Origin of the sequence: Enterobacter cloacae complex sp. IR5458 (assembly GCF_049238025.1) — a bacterium.
Taxonomy (GTDB): Bacteria; Pseudomonadota; Gammaproteobacteria; order Enterobacterales; family Enterobacteriaceae; genus Enterobacter; species Enterobacter kobei.
Window position 1 is genome coordinate 189,238 of sequence record NZ_JBMKIF010000007.1, and the last position, 18,610, is coordinate 207,847.

At 50.1% G+C, this 18,610-nt stretch carries 20 protein-coding genes; 8 read left to right on the forward strand and 12 right to left on the reverse strand.

Annotated elements, in window-relative coordinates; all coding sequences use genetic code 11:
• The first annotated feature begins 47 nt into the window (after positions 1-47).
• From ACOTYN_RS08365 to fis, 8 genes are all read left to right on the forward strand, one after another.
• Complete coding sequence (locus ACOTYN_RS08365; protein WP_332957634.1) at positions 48-1,946, forward strand: M60 family metallopeptidase; 1,899 nt, start codon at positions 48-50, stop codon at positions 1,944-1,946.
• Positions 1,947-2,117: 171 nt separating this feature from the next.
• Positions 2,118-4,019, forward strand: a complete 1,902-nt coding sequence (locus ACOTYN_RS08370; protein ID WP_224955178.1) for a M60 family metallopeptidase — start codon at positions 2,118-2,120, stop codon at positions 4,017-4,019.
• Between the two features lie 104 nt (positions 4,020-4,123).
• Entirely contained in the window at positions 4,124-4,366 is a 243-nt protein-coding gene (locus tag ACOTYN_RS08375; protein WP_014885441.1) for a YhdT family protein, read from the forward strand.
• Positions 4,356-5,807, forward strand: a complete 1,452-nt coding sequence (gene panF, locus ACOTYN_RS08380; protein ID WP_014885442.1) for a sodium/pantothenate symporter — start codon at positions 4,356-4,358, stop codon at positions 5,805-5,807. Before ACOTYN_RS08375 ends, panF begins: the two co-directional genes overlap by 11 nt.
• An 11-nt stretch (positions 5,808-5,818) precedes the next feature.
• Positions 5,819-6,700: a 50S ribosomal protein L11 methyltransferase gene (gene prmA / locus ACOTYN_RS08385; RefSeq protein WP_014885443.1), complete on the forward strand. Its 882-nt coding sequence runs from the start codon at positions 5,819-5,821 to the stop codon at positions 6,698-6,700.
• 128 nt (positions 6,701-6,828) lie between these two features.
• A complete protein-coding gene (locus ACOTYN_RS08390) occupies positions 6,829-7,569 on the forward strand; it encodes a carbonic anhydrase (RefSeq protein WP_050863149.1) in 741 nt (246 codons plus the stop codon).
• Positions 7,570-7,899: 330 nt separating this feature from the next.
• Positions 7,900-8,865 carry a tRNA dihydrouridine synthase DusB gene (dusB, locus tag ACOTYN_RS08395; RefSeq protein ID WP_014885445.1) on the forward strand — a complete coding sequence of 322 codons (966 nt, stop codon included), beginning with the start codon at positions 7,900-7,902 and terminating at the stop codon, positions 8,863-8,865.
• Between the two features lie 23 nt (positions 8,866-8,888).
• Positions 8,889-9,185 (forward strand): DNA-binding transcriptional regulator Fis, encoded by a 297-nt coding sequence (gene fis, locus ACOTYN_RS08400; protein WP_000462905.1) that lies wholly within the window; start codon positions 8,889-8,891, stop codon positions 9,183-9,185.
• Positions 9,186-9,342: 157 nt separating this feature from the next.
• Here the strand turns inward: fis and ACOTYN_RS08405 are convergent, their stop codons facing one another.
• From ACOTYN_RS08405 to ACOTYN_RS08460, 12 genes are all read right to left on the reverse strand, one after another.
• Positions 9,343-9,651, reverse strand: a complete 309-nt coding sequence (locus ACOTYN_RS08405; protein WP_001547818.1) for a DUF3892 domain-containing protein — start codon at positions 9,649-9,651, stop codon at positions 9,343-9,345.
• A gap of 150 nt (positions 9,652-9,801) precedes the next feature.
• Positions 9,802-11,463, reverse strand: a complete 1,662-nt coding sequence (locus ACOTYN_RS08410) for a terminase large subunit (RefSeq protein WP_332959464.1) — start codon at positions 11,461-11,463, stop codon at positions 9,802-9,804.
• Positions 11,447-11,803 (reverse strand): phage terminase small subunit P27 family, encoded by a 357-nt coding sequence (locus ACOTYN_RS08415; protein ID WP_023326190.1) that lies wholly within the window; start codon positions 11,801-11,803, stop codon positions 11,447-11,449. The genes ACOTYN_RS08410 and ACOTYN_RS08415 overlap by 17 nt, the downstream gene beginning before the upstream one ends.
• Positions 11,804-12,076: 273 nt before the next feature.
• Positions 12,077-12,520 (reverse strand): HNH endonuclease, encoded by a 444-nt coding sequence (locus tag ACOTYN_RS08420; RefSeq protein WP_032672058.1) that lies wholly within the window; start codon positions 12,518-12,520, stop codon positions 12,077-12,079.
• Positions 12,520-12,813, reverse strand: coding sequence for a head-tail connector protein (locus ACOTYN_RS08425; protein WP_032660536.1), 294 nt, complete (start codon positions 12,811-12,813; stop codon positions 12,520-12,522). The genes ACOTYN_RS08420 and ACOTYN_RS08425 overlap by 1 nt, the downstream gene beginning before the upstream one ends.
• Positions 12,810-13,148, reverse strand: coding sequence for a phage head closure protein (locus ACOTYN_RS08430; RefSeq protein ID WP_001201224.1), 339 nt, complete (start codon positions 13,146-13,148; stop codon positions 12,810-12,812). The genes ACOTYN_RS08425 and ACOTYN_RS08430 overlap by 4 nt, the downstream gene beginning before the upstream one ends.
• Complete coding sequence (locus tag ACOTYN_RS08435; protein ID WP_032672059.1) at positions 13,145-14,380, reverse strand: phage portal protein; 1,236 nt, start codon at positions 14,378-14,380, stop codon at positions 13,145-13,147. Before ACOTYN_RS08435 ends, ACOTYN_RS08430 begins: the two co-directional genes overlap by 4 nt.
• Position 14,381: 1 nt before the next feature.
• A complete protein-coding gene (locus tag ACOTYN_RS08440; RefSeq protein ID WP_019077813.1) occupies positions 14,382-14,942 on the reverse strand; it encodes an HK97 family phage prohead protease in 561 nt (186 codons plus the stop codon).
• Between the two features lie 51 nt (positions 14,943-14,993).
• Entirely contained in the window at positions 14,994-16,160 is a 1,167-nt protein-coding gene (locus ACOTYN_RS08445) for a phage major capsid protein (protein ID WP_032672060.1), read from the reverse strand.
• A 242-nt stretch (positions 16,161-16,402) separates the two neighbouring features.
• The gene (locus tag ACOTYN_RS08450; RefSeq protein ID WP_032660547.1) at positions 16,403-16,885 is read right to left on the reverse strand and encodes a hypothetical protein; all 483 of its coding nucleotides are present in this window, start codon (positions 16,883-16,885) and stop codon (positions 16,403-16,405) included.
• Position 16,886: 1 nt separating this feature from the next.
• On the reverse strand, positions 16,887-17,948 hold the full coding sequence (locus tag ACOTYN_RS08455; protein ID WP_032672061.1) for a hypothetical protein: 1,062 nt from the start codon (positions 17,946-17,948) through the stop codon (positions 16,887-16,889).
• 140 nt (positions 17,949-18,088) lie between these two features.
• Positions 18,089-18,349: a hypothetical protein gene (locus tag ACOTYN_RS08460; RefSeq protein ID WP_032672062.1), complete on the reverse strand. Its 261-nt coding sequence runs from the start codon at positions 18,347-18,349 to the stop codon at positions 18,089-18,091.
• Positions 18,350-18,610 lie beyond the last annotated feature (261 nt).

The following is an 18,610-nucleotide window of genomic DNA, read 5'->3' on the forward strand; positions in this document are numbered from 1 at the left end:
GTAATTAAAGGAGTTTCACCTCATGTTTAATTACGGACATTTTTACTATGAATATATTTCAACATGGAATAAAGAGAACTTTTTCCATCGCAGCACTACTCTGTGCGTCTGTTTCTTCCGCTTGTTATGCGGCGGAGACGGTCTCTACTAACCAAACTATGTGGGACCAGTGGAAAAATAATCCTGGATTTACTGAAGCACTCGATGAATTAGGTATTGACTACAATAATTTAATCAATCCAGCTTATGCATCAACCTATGATGCACAAAATGTAAATAACCCCCTGTTCTGGCTCAACCGTACCCTGAAAATATACGGTGAAAGCGAACAAGGACGCTATCAAATTCCTGTCAGCGAAGTTCATGCTGATGGTCGAGCCAGAACCACCAGCCATGGACGTAATAGTTTCTTCTTAACGCATACGTGGGGCGTCAAGAACGAAAGCGTCACCCTCCGTCTTGGTAATGTTCCGCAAAATGTTTCCTGCTATGCCGCCATTGATCCAAACTACGAGGGTATAGGTAGCCCTATTAAAGATCTTGTTCTTAATGCAAATGGTGAGACAACCTACACGTTTTCTCAGGATGCGCTGCTTGTCGTCGGCTGCCAGGATCAAACCCAAAAAATGGAGAATGTGGATAAATTTGTCTCCGTTGATATTGTTAACGGCGGCACATATCACCCCCTCTTTATCTTTGGTATAAATGACAGGGCCGAGTGGCACCAGCAGGCACAGGCCACAACATCATCAAGCTACCACTTTATGTTTGATGGCAGGACACGCTTTGTTGCGAGTCAGACAGTCTCGAAAAACTCAGCGGATAAAAATATACTGCAGACTCTCCGCCAGTCGCTACTGCGTACTATCACTTATGACAAACTCGATGGTCTGGATGGTTCCAGCTGGCTGCACCAGCCTAGCCGTGGTTTACTCTTCGCTACTTATCAGGCCTGCTGTTGGGCAAATGGCGGACAGGGGCTGACAGGCATAGGCGGTGACAGCTCAATCCCTGAGACGCCGAGCTGGCTCGACTGGCACGAGTACGGTCACCATTTCCAGATGGCCTGGTCCTGGGATTCGCTGACTGAAATAACCGTTAATCTGTATTCCCTCGCGGCGTGTTATACCACGCTCGGTGATGTAGATATCAAAAAATGTCATAGTAATTCTGGCCTTAGCGGCTTCAGCTGGGATCAACAAGCTGTCGGAACACTGCTGAAATCAGGCCACACATGGGATTTCAATACAGAAAACCAATTCCGCCGGGCGACTTTCTTTGGTGAACTGATGACAAGCTGGCCGCAGCTTTACCCGGCCCTGGGGAAAGCGTACCGTGAAGTTAACCAGAATGACCCAATCCTGGTTAATAGCAACCAGAAAAAAATCGACTGGTTCACACTTAATGCCAGTAAAATCGCCGGCGTTAATCTGAACCAGTATTTCCAGCAGTGGAATATTCCCCTTTCCCCAGAGGCGGTTGCAGCGATTAATGCGCTGAACTTACCTCAGCCTAAAAAAGTGGAGAAAACCTTTACCGGTAGCCTCAACGGCTCTTCCCCGATAACGATTGAAGTTCCGACTGAAGATAACACCGTGAATGTTGCTTTTGTGACCAACACGCCTAAGGCTGGCCCAACGTCTCTGGTCTGGGTAGAGAATAATGAAACACCACTGTATGCACAGGTTGTCGATAGCCGTAACAGAAGTTTCATCGTGAAACTGCGTGGGCAAACCAGCCATGGTGGTTGCAGCCTCCATTCCGTTAACAGCGTGGTTAACTGCAACTCAGGAACAAGTGCATATTTAAGAGTCGCTTATAAAGCAGAAGATAACCCGCTTCTGCCTCAGGGCAGCTATACCGGTGTCCTTCACCTGATCGCGAATGACTGGCACAACACGGACTGGACGGCAAACGTGAATGTCGATCTCTCCATTGTGAAGTAAGTGCTTTATTGCTGCGCCAGTTTCTGGCGCAGCAGAAAATGATTCGGCCTAACTTGCTTATTTATCAGATTCACTACAATGAATATTAATTAGTTCTACATTTAATAATCCGTTACTAAATGTTGTAATTAAACAAGCTTCACCTCATGTTTAATTACGGACATTTTAACTATGAATATATTTCAACATGGAATAAAGAAAACTTTTTCCATCGCAGCACTACTCTGTGCGTCTGTTTCTTCCGCTTGTTATGCGGCGGAGACGGTCCCTACTAACCAAACGATGTGGGACGAGTGGAAAAATAATCCGGGATTTACTGAAGCACTCGATGAATTAGGTATTGACTACAATAATTTAATCAATCCAGCTTATGCATCAACCTATGATGTACAAAATGTCAATAACCCCCTGTTCTGGCTCAACCGTACTTTAAAAGTTTACGGTGAGGCTGAACAAGGTCGCTATCAAATTCCTGTCACCGAAGTTCATGGCAATGGCACGAACAGAACCACCAACGGGGGACGTAATAATTACTTCTTAACGCATACATGGGGCGTCAAGGGTGAAAACGTCACCCTCCGTCTCGGTGATGTTCCGCAAAATGTTTCCTGTTATGCTGCCGTTGATCCTAACTACGAAGGTATTGTCGGTCCTGCTAATGAGCTTCTTCTGAATGCAAACGGTGACACAACCTACACCTTCTCTCAGAACGCGCTGCTTATCGTTGGGTGTCAGGATAAAACCAAAAAAATGGAGAATATTGATACATTCGTCTCCGTTGATATTGTTAACGGCGGTACGTATCACCCCCTCTTTATCTTTGGTATGAATGACAGAGCCGAGTGGCGCCAGCAGGCACAGGCCACAACGCCATCAGGCTACCACTTTATGTTTGATGGCAGGACACGCTTCGTTGCAAGTCAGGCAATTGCGCAAAACTCAGCAACTAAAAATATAGAGCAGACTCTCCGCCAGTCCCTGCTGCGAACCATTACTTATGACAAAGTCGATGGGCTGGATGGCTCGAGCTGGTTGCACCAGCCTAGCCGTGGTTTGCTCTTCGTCTCTTATCAGAGCTGCTGCTGGGCAAATAGCGGGCAAGGGCTGATTGGCGTGGGTGGTGACAGCTCAATCCCTGAGACGCCGAGCTGGCTCGACTGGCACGAATACGGTCATCAGTTCCAGATGGGATGGTCCTGGAGTGACCAGGGAGAAGTTACCGTCAACCTTTATTCTTTAGCTGCATGTTACACCACGCTCGGCGATACCGATATCAAGAACTGTCACAGTAATGAAGGCTTTAACGGATTCGGTTGGGATCAACAAGCTATCGGCACTCTGCTGAAATCCGGGCACACCTGGAATTTTGCTAAAGAACAAAATGTGTTCCGCCGGGCGTCTTTCTTTGGTGAACTGATGACGAGCTGGCCACAGCTTTACCCGGCCCTGGGGAAAGCGTACCGTGAAGTTAACCAGAATGACCCAACCCTGGTTAATAGCAGCCAGAAAAAAATCGACTGGTTTACACTTAATGCCAGTAAAATCGCCGGCTTAAATCTGAATCAGTATTTCCAGCAGTGGAATATTCCCCTTTCCGCAGAGGCGGTTGCAGCGATTAATGCGCTGAATTTACCTCAGCCGAATAAAGTGGAGAAAACCTTTACCGGTAGCCTGAATGGCTCTTCCCCAGCTAATATTGAAGTACCGGCTGAAGATAAAAATTTCAATATTGCTTTTGTAACCAACACACCTGAAGCAGGTCCTACCTCTCTGGTCTGGGTTGAGGATGTTGAAACACCACTGTATGCGCAGGTTGTCGATAATCGTAACAGAACCTTCATTGTGAAACTGCGTGGCCAGAACAGCCATGGCGATTGCAATATTCATTCCGTTAATACCGCGGTTAACTGCTCCGTAGGAACAAGTGCACATTTAAGAGTCACTTATAAAGCAGAAGATAACCCGCTTCTGCCTCAGGGCAGCTACACCGGTGTCCTTCATCTGATTGCGCGTGACTGGCACAAAACGGACTGGACGGCAAACGTGAATGTCGATCTCTCCATTGTGAAGTAAGTACTTTATTGCTGCGCCAGTTTCTGGCGCAGCAGAAAATGATTTGGTATCCCCCCTGCAATGCGTACAATCCGCCTCTCACTATGAATTATCCAGGAGAGTGGATGGACGCTCGTTTTGTTCAGGCCCATAAAGAAGCGCGCTGGGCGCTGTGGCTGACCCTTCTCTATCTTGCCGCATGGTTGGTAACCGCTTACTTACCTAATTCAGACATCGGTATTACCGGCCTGCCTCACTGGTTTGAAATGGCGTGCCTGCTGGTACCGCTGGTATTTATCCTGCTGTGCTGGGCGATGGTTAAATTTATCTACCGGGATATTCCGCTGGAGGACGATGATGCAGCTTGAAGTCATTCTGCCGCTTGTCGCATACCTGCTGGTCGTATTTGGCTTGTCCATTTATGCCATGCGTAAAAGGGCGACCGGCGCCTTTCTGAATGAGTATTTCCTCGGTAGCCGTTCGATGGGCGGCGTCGTGCTGGCCATGACGCTGACGGCCACCTACATCAGCGCCAGTTCATTTATCGGCGGTCCCGGTGCCGCGTATAAGTACGGGTTAGGCTGGGTACTGCTGGCCATGATCCAACTGCCTGCCGTCTGGCTTTCTCTGGGTATTCTGGGTAAAAAGTTTGCCATTCTGGCCCGGCGCTATAATGCCGTGACGCTCAACGATATGCTGTTTGCACGCTACCAGAGTCGCTTGCTGGTATGGCTGGCAAGCCTGAGCCTGCTGGTCGCCTTTATTGGTGCGATGACGGTGCAGTTTATCGGTGGAGCTCGTCTGCTGGAAACGGCAGCCGGGATCCCCTACGAGACAGGGTTGATTATCTTCGGGGTAAGCATTGCGCTGTATACTGCGTTTGGCGGATTCCGCGCCAGCGTGCTGAACGATACGCTGCAGGGAATGGTCATGCTGATTGGCACGATCGTTCTGCTGGTGGGCATCGTTCATGCTGCGGGTGGACTTACGCATGCGGTGGAAACCCTGGAAGCTATTGATCCGAAACTGGTCTCGCCGCAAGGCGCGGATGATATTCTTTCTCCGGCATTTATGACGTCGTTCTGGGTGTTAGTCTGCTTTGGGGTGATTGGTCTGCCCCATACCGCCGTGCGCTGTATCTCCTATAAAGACAGCAAAGCCGTTCACAAAGGCATTATTATCGGGACGATTGTCGTCGCGATCCTGATGTTCGGCATGCATCTGGCGGGTGCATTAGGACGTGCAGTCATCCCTGACCTTACCGTGCCGGATCTGGTGATCCCGACACTGATGGTTAAAGTGCTGCCGCCATTTGCCGCCGGGATTTTCCTTGCTGCGCCAATGGCCGCTATTATGTCCACTATCAACGCCCAGCTACTGCAAAGCTCCGCGACGATCATTAAAGATCTCTATCTCAACCTGCGTCCTGAGCAGGTAGAAAATGAACGTCGCCTGAAGCGTATGTCAGCCATTATTACTCTGGTGTTAGGGGCATTGCTGCTGTTAGCCGCATGGCGCCCGCCGGAGATGATCATCTGGCTGAACCTGCTGGCGTTCGGCGGCCTTGAAGCCGTTTTCCTCTGGCCGCTGGTGTTGGGTCTCTACTGGGAACGTGCCAATGCTGCAGGCGCGCTGGGCGCGATGATTGTTGGCGGTGTGCTGTATGCCGTACTCGCAACGTTTAAGATTCAGTACCTGGGCTTCCATCCTATTGTGCCTTCGTTACTGCTAAGTTTACTGGCGTTTGTGGTGGGGAACCGTTTCGGTCAGCCCGTCCCACAGTCCGCTATGATTTCTACTGATAAATAAAGAGTTTTGCCATGCCGTGGATCCAATTAAAACTGAACACAACCGGCGCGAACGCCGAGGAACTGAGCGATGCGCTGATGGAGGCCGGCTCGGTCTCCATCACCTTCCAGGACACGCATGACACGCCGGTCTTCGAGCCGCTGCCGGGCGAAACGCGCCTGTGGGGTGATACCGACGTCATTGGACTTTTCGATGCCGAGACCGACATGAAAGAGGTCGTCGCGATTCTGGAAAACCATCCACTGTTAGGTGCAGGTTTCGTGCACAAAATCGAACAGCTGGAAGATAAAGACTGGGAACGGGAGTGGATGGATAACTTCCACCCGATGCAGTTTGGCAAGCGTCTGTGGATCTGCCCAAGCTGGCGCGAAGTGCCAGATGAAAACGCCGTCAACGTGATGCTCGACCCGGGCCTGGCATTTGGTACCGGCACCCACCCGACCACCTCCCTGTGCCTGCAGTGGCTGGACGGTCTGGATCTGGCAGGAAAAACCGTGATCGACTTCGGCTGCGGCTCCGGGATCCTCGCTATCGCGGCGCTGAAACTGGGTGCGGCAAAAGCGATTGGGATCGATATCGATCCGCAGGCAATTCAGGCCAGCCGCGATAACGCCGAGCGTAACGGCGTCTCCGATCGTCTGGAGCTGTATTTGCCGGATGCGCAGCCAGCGGCCATGAAAGCCGACGTGGTGGTCGCCAACATCCTGGCAGGCCCGTTACGTGAACTGGCACCGTTAATCAGCGTACTGCCCGTTGAGGGCGGTCTGCTGGGGCTTTCAGGTATCCTGGCAAGCCAGGCCGACAGCGTGTGTGAAGCCTATGCGGATCTCTTCGCCCTCGACCCGGTGGTAGAGAAAGAGGAGTGGTGCAGGATCACCGGTCGTAAAAAATAAGCATTTGGCGTGGTCATCTGACCACGCCTCTCCTCCACTGATAGTCCTCTCTCCCCGCGCATTTCTCCGGTAAAATAACCACACAAATCATAATGATTTGAATTACAACAATTCACCGGAAGAATATTATGAATCACATTACTGGCAAGGCAGCGCTGATTGCGCTGAGTATGATCTCGGCTTCAGCTTTCGCATCACACTGGAGCTACGAAGGGGAAGGTTCACCGGAACACTGGGGTGAGCTGGATGAGGCCTACAAAACCTGTCAAAATGGGATGTATCAGTCTCCGATTAATATTGATTCGACCATTAGCGCCCATCTCTCTCCGCTGAAAACACACTACATTGATGGCCCCATGACGCTGACGAACAATGGCCATACCATTCAGGCCAGTGAGAAGGCGGATACCCGCGACACTATTACGCTGGATAACCAGGCCTGGACGCTGCAGCAGTTCCATTTTCACGCGCCGAGCGAGAACACCGTGCATGGCAAGAAGTACGCAATGGAAATGCATCTGGTGCATAAAAATAGCGCGGGTGAGCTGACCGTGGTGGCCGTCATGTTCAATAAAGGCGCAGCGAACCCGGAACTTGATAAACTGTGGAGCGTGATGCCTCAGCAGGCCGAACAGAACGCCTCCATCAATCAGGAACTCGACCTGAACAAGCTGCTCCCGGTCAACAAAACTTACTGGCGCTTCAGCGGTTCACTGACCACCCCACCTTGTTCAGAAGGCGTCACCTGGATTGTGCTTAAGCACCCTCTCACGCTCTCAGCTGAGCAGTTGGAGAAATTCACCCATACAATGCATCACGATAACAATCGCCCGGTACAGGCCCTGCATGGCCGTCTTGTGGTCGAATAATCTGCATTTTTTGCCCTGAGATCATGTTCTAAAATGCGACAGAGATCGCAAAGAAGTGAGGAAATCTGCTGCGAAAAACAGCAGATTATCCCGCTCAACTGTCGCGTTTAATGAGAAATGATGAGAAGTTACGGGAAATTGTAAGCGCTCATAAAACAATCATTTAATTATAACCCAATGATTTAAATGATGAATAATTTTTAACGGAATAATTGAGCGGCGATTCCTTGATCTACAACAGTGGATTGTTCAAAGTTTGGCCTTTCATCTCGTGCAAAAAATGCGTAATATACGCCGCCTTGCAGTCACAGTATGGTCATTTCTTAACTCATGCGCATCGGACACCACCAGCTTAGAAATCGCCTGATCGCAGCCCCAATGGCAGGTATTACCGACCGGCCGTTCAGGACGCTGTGCTATGAGATGGGAGCCGGTTTAACCGTATCCGAGATGATGTCGTCTAACCCGCAGGTCTGGGAAAGCGATAAATCCCGCCTTCGGATGGTGCACATTGATGAGCCAGGTATCCGCACCGTGCAAATCGCCGGAAGCGTGCCTGAAGAGATGGCAGATGCCGCGCGTATTAACGTGGAAAGTGGCGCCCAGATTATTGATATAAATATGGGTTGCCCGGCCAAGAAAGTGAATCGCAAGCTTGCAGGTTCAGCCCTTCTGCAATACCCCGATCAGGTGAAGTCTATCCTGACGGCGGTTGTCAGCGCGGTGGACGTTCCTGTTACGTTGAAGATTCGCACGGGTTGGTCGCCGGAACACCGTAACTGTGTAGAGATTGCCCAACTGGCCGAAGACTGTGGCATTCAGGCCCTGACCATTCATGGACGCACTCGCGCCTGTTTGTTCAATGGTGAAGCTGAATACGACAGCATTCGGGCAGTTAAGCAGAAGGTTTCCATTCCGATTATCGCGAATGGCGACATAACTGACCCGCTTAAAGCCAGGGCTGTGCTCGACTATACGGGAGCTGATGCTCTGATGATAGGACGTGCAGCTCAGGGAAGACCCTGGATCTTCCGGGAAATCCAGCATTATCTGGACACTGGGGAGCTGCTTGCCCCACTGCCTCTGGCAGAGGTTAAGCGCTTGCTTTGTTCGCATGTTCGGGAACTGCATGACCATTACGGTCAGGCAAAAGGGTACCGAATTGCGCGTAAACACGTCTCCTGGTATCTCCAGGAGCACGCTCCAGATGACCAGTTTCGGCGCACATTCAACGCCATAGAGGATGCCAGCGAACAGCTGGAGGCGTTGGAGGCATACTTCGAAAATCTTGCGTAATGAAATAAAGAGCTGACAGAACTATGTTCGAACAACGCGTAAATTCTGACGTACTGACCGTTTCTACCGTTAACTCTCAGGACCAGGTAACTCAAAAGCCCCTGCGTGACTCGGTTAAACAGGCACTGAAGAACTATTTTGCTCAACTGAATGGTCAGGATGTTAATGACCTGTATGAGCTGGTACTGGCTGAAGTTGAACAGCCACTGTTGGACATGGTGATGCAATACACCCGCGGTAACCAGACCCGCGCTGCGCTGATGATGGGTATCAACCGTGGTACTCTGCGTAAGAAACTGAAAAAATACGGCATGAACTGATACAGTTCAGCTATATTATTGAATAAAAAGGCGCTACTCGGAATGGGGATGCGCCTTTTTTATTATTGTTTATACAGATGTTTATACAGCTTTGGCTGAACAAACAAAAAAGCACCAGAACAATTCTGATGCTTTATGCCTTTAGTAACCAAAGTGTTTAGTACTCAGGAAGGTTTTCTAAGTTATCCTTGGATGTACCATTAGGTCTAGTAGTAATGTAATCAGTACCGTTGACACGGTCCTTAACCACTTTTTGACCTTTCTTCCACTTACCGTCATCACCTTTGAAAATGGTGTAAAAGGTATAGCCGCTATCGATTTTATTCACTACCCACTGCCGTGTTTCTGATGTCCCTTCTCCAACAGTATCGCCATTATCGACATGCACATACACATGGGTAATGTGAGTGTGTTTATCGTTATATCGGACTTTAGAAATAAGGTAATCAGCCCATTTATCAGTCATATTTCACCAGAAGTTTGAACAGGAAAAGCCCTGCAATACATTTATAAACAACAAAACAGACTCTTCCTATTCCACGACAGCAATGTAGTGATCTAGAGCAATTTTATATTCCTGATAACCTCAAGATAATTCTGCCTTTACGCTTTATGCTCAAATCCCATTAAATAAAGCCAGTCGCTCTTTGTGACTGTCGCTCATATCGAAAGCAAAATCCTCATGCTCGGCCTGGAAGGTGCCGAACGCCATCAGCGCAGATACCGCCGGGTCTATCTTGTTTGAGGATTTCTTTTTGTTGGGCTTAATGTTGGCGTTAGCGTCGGACTCCATCACCACGTTTCCAATCGCCCAGGCCAGAACCGGATCGCCACGATGGCGCACCACCTTACGGTTAACGAACACCTCGAAGGATTTCGCCACAGGACTGAACTTGAGATAGGTTTGCGGGAACGGCTCCACATCGAGGCCCGCTCCCTGTAGCTGAGTGCGCAGGTGCGTGGCGTTCCACGTATCAAAGCCCACCAGCCGGATATTGAATGTTTCAGCGTCACGCAGGATATCGTCACGGATGCGGTCATAGTCGATGCAGTCGCCGGGCGTGGTGCGTATCCATCCCGCTTTCACCCACTGGCGGTAGATGGCGCGGTTTTTGTTGGCGACGTTAAGCAGCTGCGCTTCCGGCAGATAATGACGGGTAAGGAGTCTGATCTCCCTGTCGAACGGGAACGCATAGCTTACGCTAGTGATGTCGCTGGTAGAGGACAGGTCAAACCCGGCATAACACTCCATTCCGGCCAGATCGTCTTCGGTATAGTCGAGCGCACAGGCATCCCATGCACCGGCGCCCATCCACGGCGTGGAGCCCTGACACCAGATATTGAAACGCTTGGTCAGCATTTCCACCCACTGCGACGGTATGCCCCGCGCTTTCTGGATGGTGGACTCCAGTTTCGCCGCGTCAACGGACACATACAGGTTAGGGTTAGCCTTGATCCACATTTCAGGCTGCTCAACCTCACTTTCGTCGTCCAGTTCGTAGATCAGGACAAACAGCGAATCGTTGCTCTCTTCCCCGGCCAGAATCTGGCAGCAGTAGTCATAATGCTGTTTACAGGCAGAGACAACGTTACTCCCGGCGGTCGTGATGGCGAACAAAATCGCCTCAGGACGTGCGCCCATACCCAGCTCAAGCGCGGAATAAACGCCGTTATCCGGGTGAAGGTGGTACTCATCGACAATCGCCAGGCTGGGATTAGTCCCCTCAATGGTGGCCGCTTTCGCCGCCAGCGGCTTTAACAGGCTGTTGCTCTTCGGGAAAATGACCTTATGCGCCTGGATATTGACGCGCTTTTTCAGCGGTTTGGACAGCAGGCACATCTGGCGGGCATCGTCGAATACGATTCGGGCCTGATCCCGGCTCACCGCCGCCGTGTAGATATCCTGCTGGCCCTTCTCCATTACGAGAAACCAGTTAGCCAGCATGGCGGCCACGGTGGATTTAGCGTTTTTACGCGGTACCTCAATAAAGGCGCTGCTGTACTTGCGGCGGCCTGACTCCCTGACCTTAAAGCCCAGCAGGTTAGCAAAGGCGAACTGCTGCCACGGCTCCAGCTCGATTGGCTGGCCCCTAAGCGGGCCTTTGACGTGTGGACAGAGCCGGGAGAAGGCAATAAACCGCTCCACGATCGCCGTATCGAACTCATAACGGGGGTCATTCAGGTCTGAAAAGTACCTCTCGACGGCCTGTTTTACTCGCTTACAGGCCGGAATTTCACCCGATTTAATGGCGTTTGCGTAATCATTCCAGACGGTCAAGCTCGTCCTCCTCTTCCGTTTCCACCGGATTGCGGCGGCGGCTTACCGGATCAAAGCCCAGCAGCGACGACATTTTTATGAGAATTTTTTCGGCATCCGCTTTTGCGCTCAGTGCCGGGTTACGGCTCTCACCGCCCTGGCTGTTCACTATGCTGAATCCCCGCGTGGCAAGGTCTTCCACGGCTTTGCGGTACATCGAGTAATTGACGCAGTACAGCTCAAGGTTGTTCCAGTCGGCAGGCGTCAGATCACCGCGCTCCGCCAGCTGCTTCGCCTTTGCTTTCCACTGCTGCGCCGCGATTTCATCAAGGTAGGCGGGCGGCTTGGGTGGTCTTGCCATAACTTACTGTTTTCCTGTCTGTTTTATTTTCAAAAAAATCACCGTGCGTAAAAATTTGAGGGGGCAGGTGGTTCCTCGCTGAGAGGGGTTTGTCCTGAAAACCTCCCCCACCCCGTCCATGCGCCCTGTCAGTGATTGCGGAAGCATTCCATAAGCTCCCGGTCACGCTGGCTCATGCGCTTTACTACGGGCTTCGTGTGCGCTCTCTGTCTGGCTGGTTGCCATGACTCACGCTGCTTTATCAGCCCACTAATCAGCCGCTGCTGTTCCTGCTCAGTCATTGTTTGCCTCATAGATCCAGTCGGTGCGATGACGCGCTGCTTCTTCCTGCTCGCGGAACTTACCGGCTTTACGCTGCTGCTTCGTCACCGGGTCTGTTGTGGTTGTCTTCCGTCCATGACAGGCAGCGCATAACGACTGGTGATTACTGGCGGGCCAGAACAGCACATCGGCCTCACCCTCGATAGGGATGATGTGATCGACGATAGTTGCCGATGTATAGACGTCAGCCTTAAGACAATGGACACACAGCGGATTAGCTTTCAGAAAATGACGACGGTATTCGCCCCAACGGTTGGAGTAACCGCGCTCTGTTCGTGTACCTCTTCGGCTGTCGCTTTGTCGGCGGGCATCCCGCTTATGCTCATCACACTTGCCGGATTTCACCCGCTTATTACATCCCGGCTCATTACATCGGCGTAGTGGTTGCCACGGCATCAGTACACCCCCACATCACGGTAGACAGACCACAACGCAGAGACAGCCATCGGTATCTCTTTGGTGTCAGTGTCGCCAATTGTCGTGCGGTACTCGTACAGCTGAGAGACGTACATCAGACAGCCAATCTTGATAGCTGGCGTAAACTCCAGCCCGTTATCAAACCGCTTGCCGATATGCTTCTGGCAAACCTCCAGCGCCGCATCGATGTACGCCTGTATCAACGTATCTTCGTAATCATCATCAATACGGCAATGCAGCTTTGCTTCATCCAGGGTGATTTCTGCTGTCATTTTTCCGTTCCTGTCTTGCAGAGAATTTCCAGCCGGGTACCTTCCGAATCAGGAATAGGAGGCCCGATAATATTGAGAGTGCTGCCAGCAAACGGGCCAGTAAGCACTTTCAGACGGTTGGCTGCGGTAATATCACGGCGGAAACGCACCCAAACGCGGATCGTCGCTTCGGCAACCTCGGCACCTGACGCCATTAACTCTCGGCCACTGATCCCCTTAACCTCAGCCCATATGGTTTCCCCGTCTTCCCAGACCTGAACAACCTGACCGGACGGCTCCCTGTGGGTAGTGAATACCCGAATAGTGACGCGGCTTCTCAGCCCCCCGGCTCTCATGCGTCACCTTCCTTGCCGTCTTTGCTGATCTTCACTTCCTGCTTCCATGCCTGGCTGAATTCGTCACCACCTTCACGCGGCGGCATCCCCTCACGCTCACGGGCTTCGTTCGGGTTCATGATCCCGTTCTTAATGCCTCGCTCATAAGTGGCGTAACGTTCGGTTGGCGTAGCGCGGAGAAGGTCAGCAGAGTCAAACTCCACCTGATAGCGGGTTCCCGGAACCGGAGAGGCCACCAGCAGCGCAGATTTGATTTGTTGCTCGAAGTTCGCCAGCCACGGGCGCATGGTCATGGTGAGAAATGCGCGGCTCGCTTCGCTAAAGTTGCTGTAGGTGCTATTGCTGTATTCCTGCAAGAAGATGGGCGACACGTTGAACATGCGGGCAATGTCTTCAATGGTGAAGCGACGGGAGGCCAGCCATTCGGCATCCTGATTACTCATGCCAAGCTGCTTGTAGTCCATGCCACCTTCAAGGATCGGCGTTTTCCCGGCGTTTCTGGCACCTTTGTAGCGCTCCAGTGCGTCCAGAGCCTGTTTGCCCTTCACGCTGTCGAGCCACTCAGCAGTAGTGACCACGCCAGCCGCCATCATGCCATCTTTCATAATGCTGGCACCGTGGCGCTGTTGGGCCAGACCTAACCCCAGCGCCTCACGGCAGGTGGTGATCGGCGAGCGCCCCAGAAAACCATCATCGGTCGAGTAACGCAGGTGCAGGATCTCTTCTTGCAAGTAGGTGCGCACAGCCCCGGTAAATGGTTCAGTAATGGTGTATTTGTATTTATGCTGGCCGATACGCTCAGGAACAACCGCTCCCGGCGCATACGGGTGCAGGGATTGCGGCTGGCCGTCGTGGCCCCACTGGATCACCGCATAGGCGTTACCATTCAGCAGACAATGGCGCATCATCGTGCGTTTAAACTGATAAGGTGTCTGGCAGTCGTTCGGCTGCTCGTTCAGCAGAAAATCCACCGGATGATTGCTCAGCCATTCTCGCGCCTCACGCCCGTTATCATTACGCACGCGGTAGAGGTAGCAGGGCATTGTTGCCACCGCCTCACTGATAACTGATACGGCGTTCATGACCGCCGGCAGAGATTCCGCAGTACCCGCAGACACATACTCGCCTGATCCGGTATTTGGAATCCCTGCCATCGCCAGAAATTCATCAATGGTCATGCTGCGCTGCTCAGAGGGTTCAGACTTACGGCCAAACGGCCAGATATTCCACATATCAGAGCCCCGCTAATTCAGCCCAGCGGCGACGGTTATCGCCAGCGCGGCGCAGTTCAGGATGTTGGGAGAAAAGCGAACGGTGCGCGATTTCCACGCCAGACTCAGGATAAGCAGGCATTGAGGTAACGGTAATCTCCCGCAGTTCGGCTGCGGTAACAGTGCGCAGGTATGGAGACTGAGCAATATCCCACGCCTCTTTCAGCGCCCGGAAACCAAAGCTCATGCCGGAGATATCCCCGCGCTCCACCAGCTCCAGCACATCGTTGCCAAGCTGGGTATTCGGCGGGGTCAGCTCGAAGCGCAGCCCGGTATCATCTTCTGACAGCACCAGCGTGCCGGATTTAGTGCGGCCCAGCAGCTGGGTATAGTTATGCTCGTACAGCGCACGCACATCGCTACCGGATGCCAGGCTGTCTTTAAACGCTCCCGGCGCAAACTGCTCGCGGAACTCGTCCCAGATAATTTCAGAGAGACTGTTCCAGCGCACGGCATAGCCCACCAGCTTTTTGTTGCTGGCGCTCACTTCGGAGGTACGGATTTCAAAATCGATTGTTTTCATTACTGGACTCCACAGAGGGCAAAAAGGGGCCGCAGCCCCTTAAACGTCAAATCAGGAACCGGAGCCTGAAAGCTCAAGCACCTTGATGGCGTTGGAGTCCACCACACCACCGCCCAGGTATTTATCGGTATGCACCTTGTAGAAACCCGGTTCGGTGATGTTGTCAGGACGGGTACGCACACCAGTGGTGTGATCCACGATGAAATAGCCGCGTTTGAAGTCGCCCACAGCAAGGAACGCTTCACCTGCTTCCGCATCTGGCATGGTTTCGAGATACTGAACCGGACGGCCCAGCAGCGTATCGGGAGAACCCGCAACCAGACGATCGCGCCAGATATAATCCCCGTTGTCGTTTTTCAGCTTTTGCAGTTTGGCGGCGGTGTTGGAGTTCATTACCCATACGGCATTTTTGCGGTATTTGGCTTTCAGCTTATACAGCAGGTCGATCAGGCCATCAGAGGAAACGTCAGCAGCTTCCATCTTCTCCAGCGTACCGAACGGGCGGGTTTTATCCGCAGTGGCCGCGCGAGGGTAAGACAGGAACCCTTTGGATTTTTTATCACCGTCGCCGTTCACAAAGTCGCTTTCTTCGGTAGCGGTGAAGGTATCGGCGATTTCAGAAGACAACCAGCCCAGAATATCCACTTCAGAGAAGTCGAGAATTTCCTGAGTGGTTTTCGGGTAGGCGTAGATCGGGTTGAGTTTGATATCAACGCGCTCCATCTTCGGCGTGCTGGTTTCGGTACGCGCTTCGCCTTCGGTACCACGCTTAACGGTAGTACCGCCCACAGATACCAGCTTCTGGTATTCGTTGGTTTTAGTGGTCTTCACCGTTGCGATGGAGCGCATCACGCTATCATCCTGCAACTGGCGCATAATCTCTTTGTCCAACTCAGGGATAACGGTATAACCGCCGTCAGCCTGCACCAGTGTGGAGAGAGAACGGGTATCACCTGTCATGATGTAGTGGCGCAGCTCGTCGTTGCTTACTGGCTCACCTTCAACGGAAGTACCAGGCAGATTGCGCTGATCGTCGGCGACGGCTTCAAGACGGGTGATTTCAACTTCGAGGGCATCAGCCTGGGCGCGGAGTTCATCGAACTTTTTGCCCTCTTCTTCGTTCAGGTTGCGCTTTTCGGTGTCGGCTTTGTCCAGCATGGAACGCATCTGAGTTTTGAGTGCGGCTTTTTGCTGGCGTAATTCGAGTAATTTCTTCATGGAGTGGTTTCCGTAACAATTAATGTTAAGACGTGAAACCAGCGCTTGGAGGGGAGGCCGTTAAATCTTTTTCTGCCTCTCGCAGGCTGTACTCGCTACAGCTTGATTTAACAGCCAGTGGCGGCTCACGTCTGAGTGCCACTTCTCAAGATATACATGAAAAATTTAAAGAAAACCCCCGTCAGAGACAGGGGTAATCACGGGTAAACATGAGTACAAATAATTTACAAATCTTTTGTAAGTTACATTTTGCGGTGTTTCTCATCCTGTTCACGACGAACCAATTTAGCTTTGAAATTTGTAACTTCGTTCATCAATGAATAAATGATAAAGATTGTAAAAACTGTAACCCCAAGCAGCCCACCTGATATTATTAGAGTTATTTTTTTAAATAATTGCCCACCGTCGCCAATCATCATAGATATGCCAACAAAGATAGCCGAAAGAAAATAAAAGACTATACAAGTAAATAACCTACCACGTTTCAAATCAACTATATAAAAAAGCCGCCTAGCTTCATCGCCATTTAATTGCTGGCTTTCTTTCAAATCGCTTAATTTATAAATCGCTTGCAAGCAGTAAGCTAAAGGAAGGACTAAAACCGCAATGATTGGGGAAGGCGCAGTCAACTTATCCACACCGAAATGATGGATAAGGCCGAATAGACACAATGCTCCTATCAAAAAAGACAGGATAGTGAATATAAATGTACTTAACACCTTCATATTACCCCCTATTGTCTATTTCTCCATTAAGTATGTTTGCAGACAACCATTTAAACATTTTAAGATATAAGTCATCTTCTGACAACAAACCTTCATGAACTTGGACATTTAGAGAATCAGAAAGTTTCAGTTCTTTACCCGTTATAATTCCACCATTTTTAAGCTCTACCCTAACGCTATCATTATCAAGATCTCGCAAGGAGCTGGCGATAGTATCCAGTACGAACTGACCGCTGCCTGTGGTAGTTCGATTATAGCTTATCTCAAGTTTAACATTAAGATTCGCTTCATCCAGTGAATCGTCGAGATCTAATTTACTAGCCCAACCATCGCCCAGAACTGTATCAAGAATTTTAGTTCCTATTCCAGCAGGCTTAAATTGTACTGTTTTAGATTCGAGACGCTGAATTTCTCTTTTTGCCGCTTCTTTATCTCTTTTGGGATTGAGTTGTAATTGTTCACTTTCTATAGGAGAACGCCCTAACACCACACTCTTAACCGGGGATTCCTCTAATTTTTTCACTATAGAGTTTGCAGGCTTGTCCTTAAAAATTATGGAAGTAACGCCTGTTGTAGATAATGTATTATTGGCAAACAGGTTATTTACATGCTGCTCAAACTCTTTTGTTCTCAATGCGGCAGACTGGACAATTAAGACATGATTCTTATAAACCCCAAAATAAAGAATAGATTCTACAAACTCTTTTTCCGTCCCTTTATCGCCTTTACGCTTCTTAAGCGATGCGGTTGTTATAGGATCTATTTTATAAGCTTGGGCATTATCTTCCATCGTTATAGTTGCTTGGGTTTTACCAGGTTCGAAGAGTAAAAACTGCCCGAAGAAAATACTTTCGTAATGCTGGCTTTTATTAATGAGGTGAAATCCAGCAGACGGATCATTAGGGTCTATTTGCTCTTTTCTGCTAGATGCTAATTCATAAGCACCGCCTTCACCCAAGGCTTCCTCTAAAATAGATTGCAGATATTGCTTTGAACCACCAATCACCGCCCTTTTATAATGAACAGTTCTTCTTTTGTATGTTGTAGGTTCTTGTGTAGTCATCTAAGATCCTTAATTTCTTTCAATAGAATGCTAATAATTCAACATGAATTTAAATTGTAAATCCCAGCCCTTAAGATAACTCAAGAACAACATAAATCAATCATCAAAGCACAGAACAACACTGCATATGCTTAAGGCTGCTATTTCTCACTCATCCATTCTGGAGGGGCAGGCAATAGAGCCCGGTATCCTTCTAGATGCTCCAGCAAGGCATCCAGCTGTTCTGTATTCGTAACGAGTCGTTCTCCGGAAAGAGTGTGCATCACAAAACCGTGTGGGTCATCCCAAAAGAACGCTTCCTCTTCAAGGGCTTTACGGTAATCGGCAGTGTGCATTGTATCAAGACTGGTTAAACCAAACTTTTCCAGGTGTTCCCTGCGTTCCTCATTAGTGATTGGCATGTAGCCCCTCCTTTAAAATTTAAAAATATGCGTTTAAGTGTTCACCTGTTCACCTTTGCATTTTTTCTATTTAAATTCATTCGGTTACAGGGTGAAGACTATTATTTTAAGCATTCACTAGTGTTCACCCTAACCCTTCACCTTTTAAAAGAAAAGATCTTTAAAGGTGAACAGGTGAATACTTGGTGAACACTTCATAAAAAAGTGTTCACCCATTAACATATTGTTATTTAATGATTTTTGCACATGGTGAACAGTGGT

Coding starts and splice junctions, on each gene's coding strand:
- ACOTYN_RS08365 (WP_332957634.1), top strand. CDS start 48: ATGAATATATTTCAACATGGAATAAAGAGAACTTTTTCCATCGCAGCA.
- ACOTYN_RS08370 (WP_224955178.1), top strand. CDS start 2,118: ATGAATATATTTCAACATGGAATAAAGAAAACTTTTTCCATCGCAGCA.
- ACOTYN_RS08375 (WP_014885441.1), top strand. CDS start 4,124: ATGGACGCTCGTTTTGTTCAGGCCCATAAAGAAGCGCGCTGGGCGCTG.
- panF (WP_014885442.1), top strand. CDS start 4,356: ATGCAGCTTGAAGTCATTCTGCCGCTTGTCGCATACCTGCTGGTCGTA.
- prmA (WP_014885443.1), top strand. CDS start 5,819: ATGCCGTGGATCCAATTAAAACTGAACACAACCGGCGCGAACGCCGAG.
- ACOTYN_RS08390 (WP_050863149.1), top strand. CDS start 6,829: ATGAATCACATTACTGGCAAGGCAGCGCTGATTGCGCTGAGTATGATC.
- dusB (WP_014885445.1), top strand. CDS start 7,900: ATGCGCATCGGACACCACCAGCTTAGAAATCGCCTGATCGCAGCCCCA.
- fis (WP_000462905.1), top strand. CDS start 8,889: ATGTTCGAACAACGCGTAAATTCTGACGTACTGACCGTTTCTACCGTT.
- ACOTYN_RS08405 (WP_001547818.1), bottom strand. CDS start 9,651: ATGACTGATAAATGGGCTGATTACCTTATTTCTAAAGTCCGATATAAC.
- ACOTYN_RS08415 (WP_023326190.1), bottom strand. CDS start 11,803: ATGGCAAGACCACCCAAGCCGCCCGCCTACCTTGATGAAATCGCGGCG.
- ACOTYN_RS08420 (WP_032672058.1), bottom strand. CDS start 12,520: ATGCCGTGGCAACCACTACGCCGATGTAATGAGCCGGGATGTAATAAG.
- ACOTYN_RS08425 (WP_032660536.1), bottom strand. CDS start 12,813: ATGACAGCAGAAATCACCCTGGATGAAGCAAAGCTGCATTGCCGTATT.
- ACOTYN_RS08430 (WP_001201224.1), bottom strand. CDS start 13,148: ATGAGAGCCGGGGGGCTGAGAAGCCGCGTCACTATTCGGGTATTCACT.
- ACOTYN_RS08435 (WP_032672059.1), bottom strand. CDS start 14,380: ATGTGGAATATCTGGCCGTTTGGCCGTAAGTCTGAACCCTCTGAGCAG.
- ACOTYN_RS08440 (WP_019077813.1), bottom strand. CDS start 14,942: ATGAAAACAATCGATTTTGAAATCCGTACCTCCGAAGTGAGCGCCAGC.
- ACOTYN_RS08445 (WP_032672060.1), bottom strand. CDS start 16,160: ATGAAGAAATTACTCGAATTACGCCAGCAAAAAGCCGCACTCAAAACT.
- ACOTYN_RS08450 (WP_032660547.1), bottom strand. CDS start 16,885: ATGAAGGTGTTAAGTACATTTATATTCACTATCCTGTCTTTTTTGATA.
- ACOTYN_RS08455 (WP_032672061.1), bottom strand. CDS start 17,948: ATGACTACACAAGAACCTACAACATACAAAAGAAGAACTGTTCATTAT.
- ACOTYN_RS08460 (WP_032672062.1), bottom strand. CDS start 18,349: ATGCCAATCACTAATGAGGAACGCAGGGAACACCTGGAAAAGTTTGGT.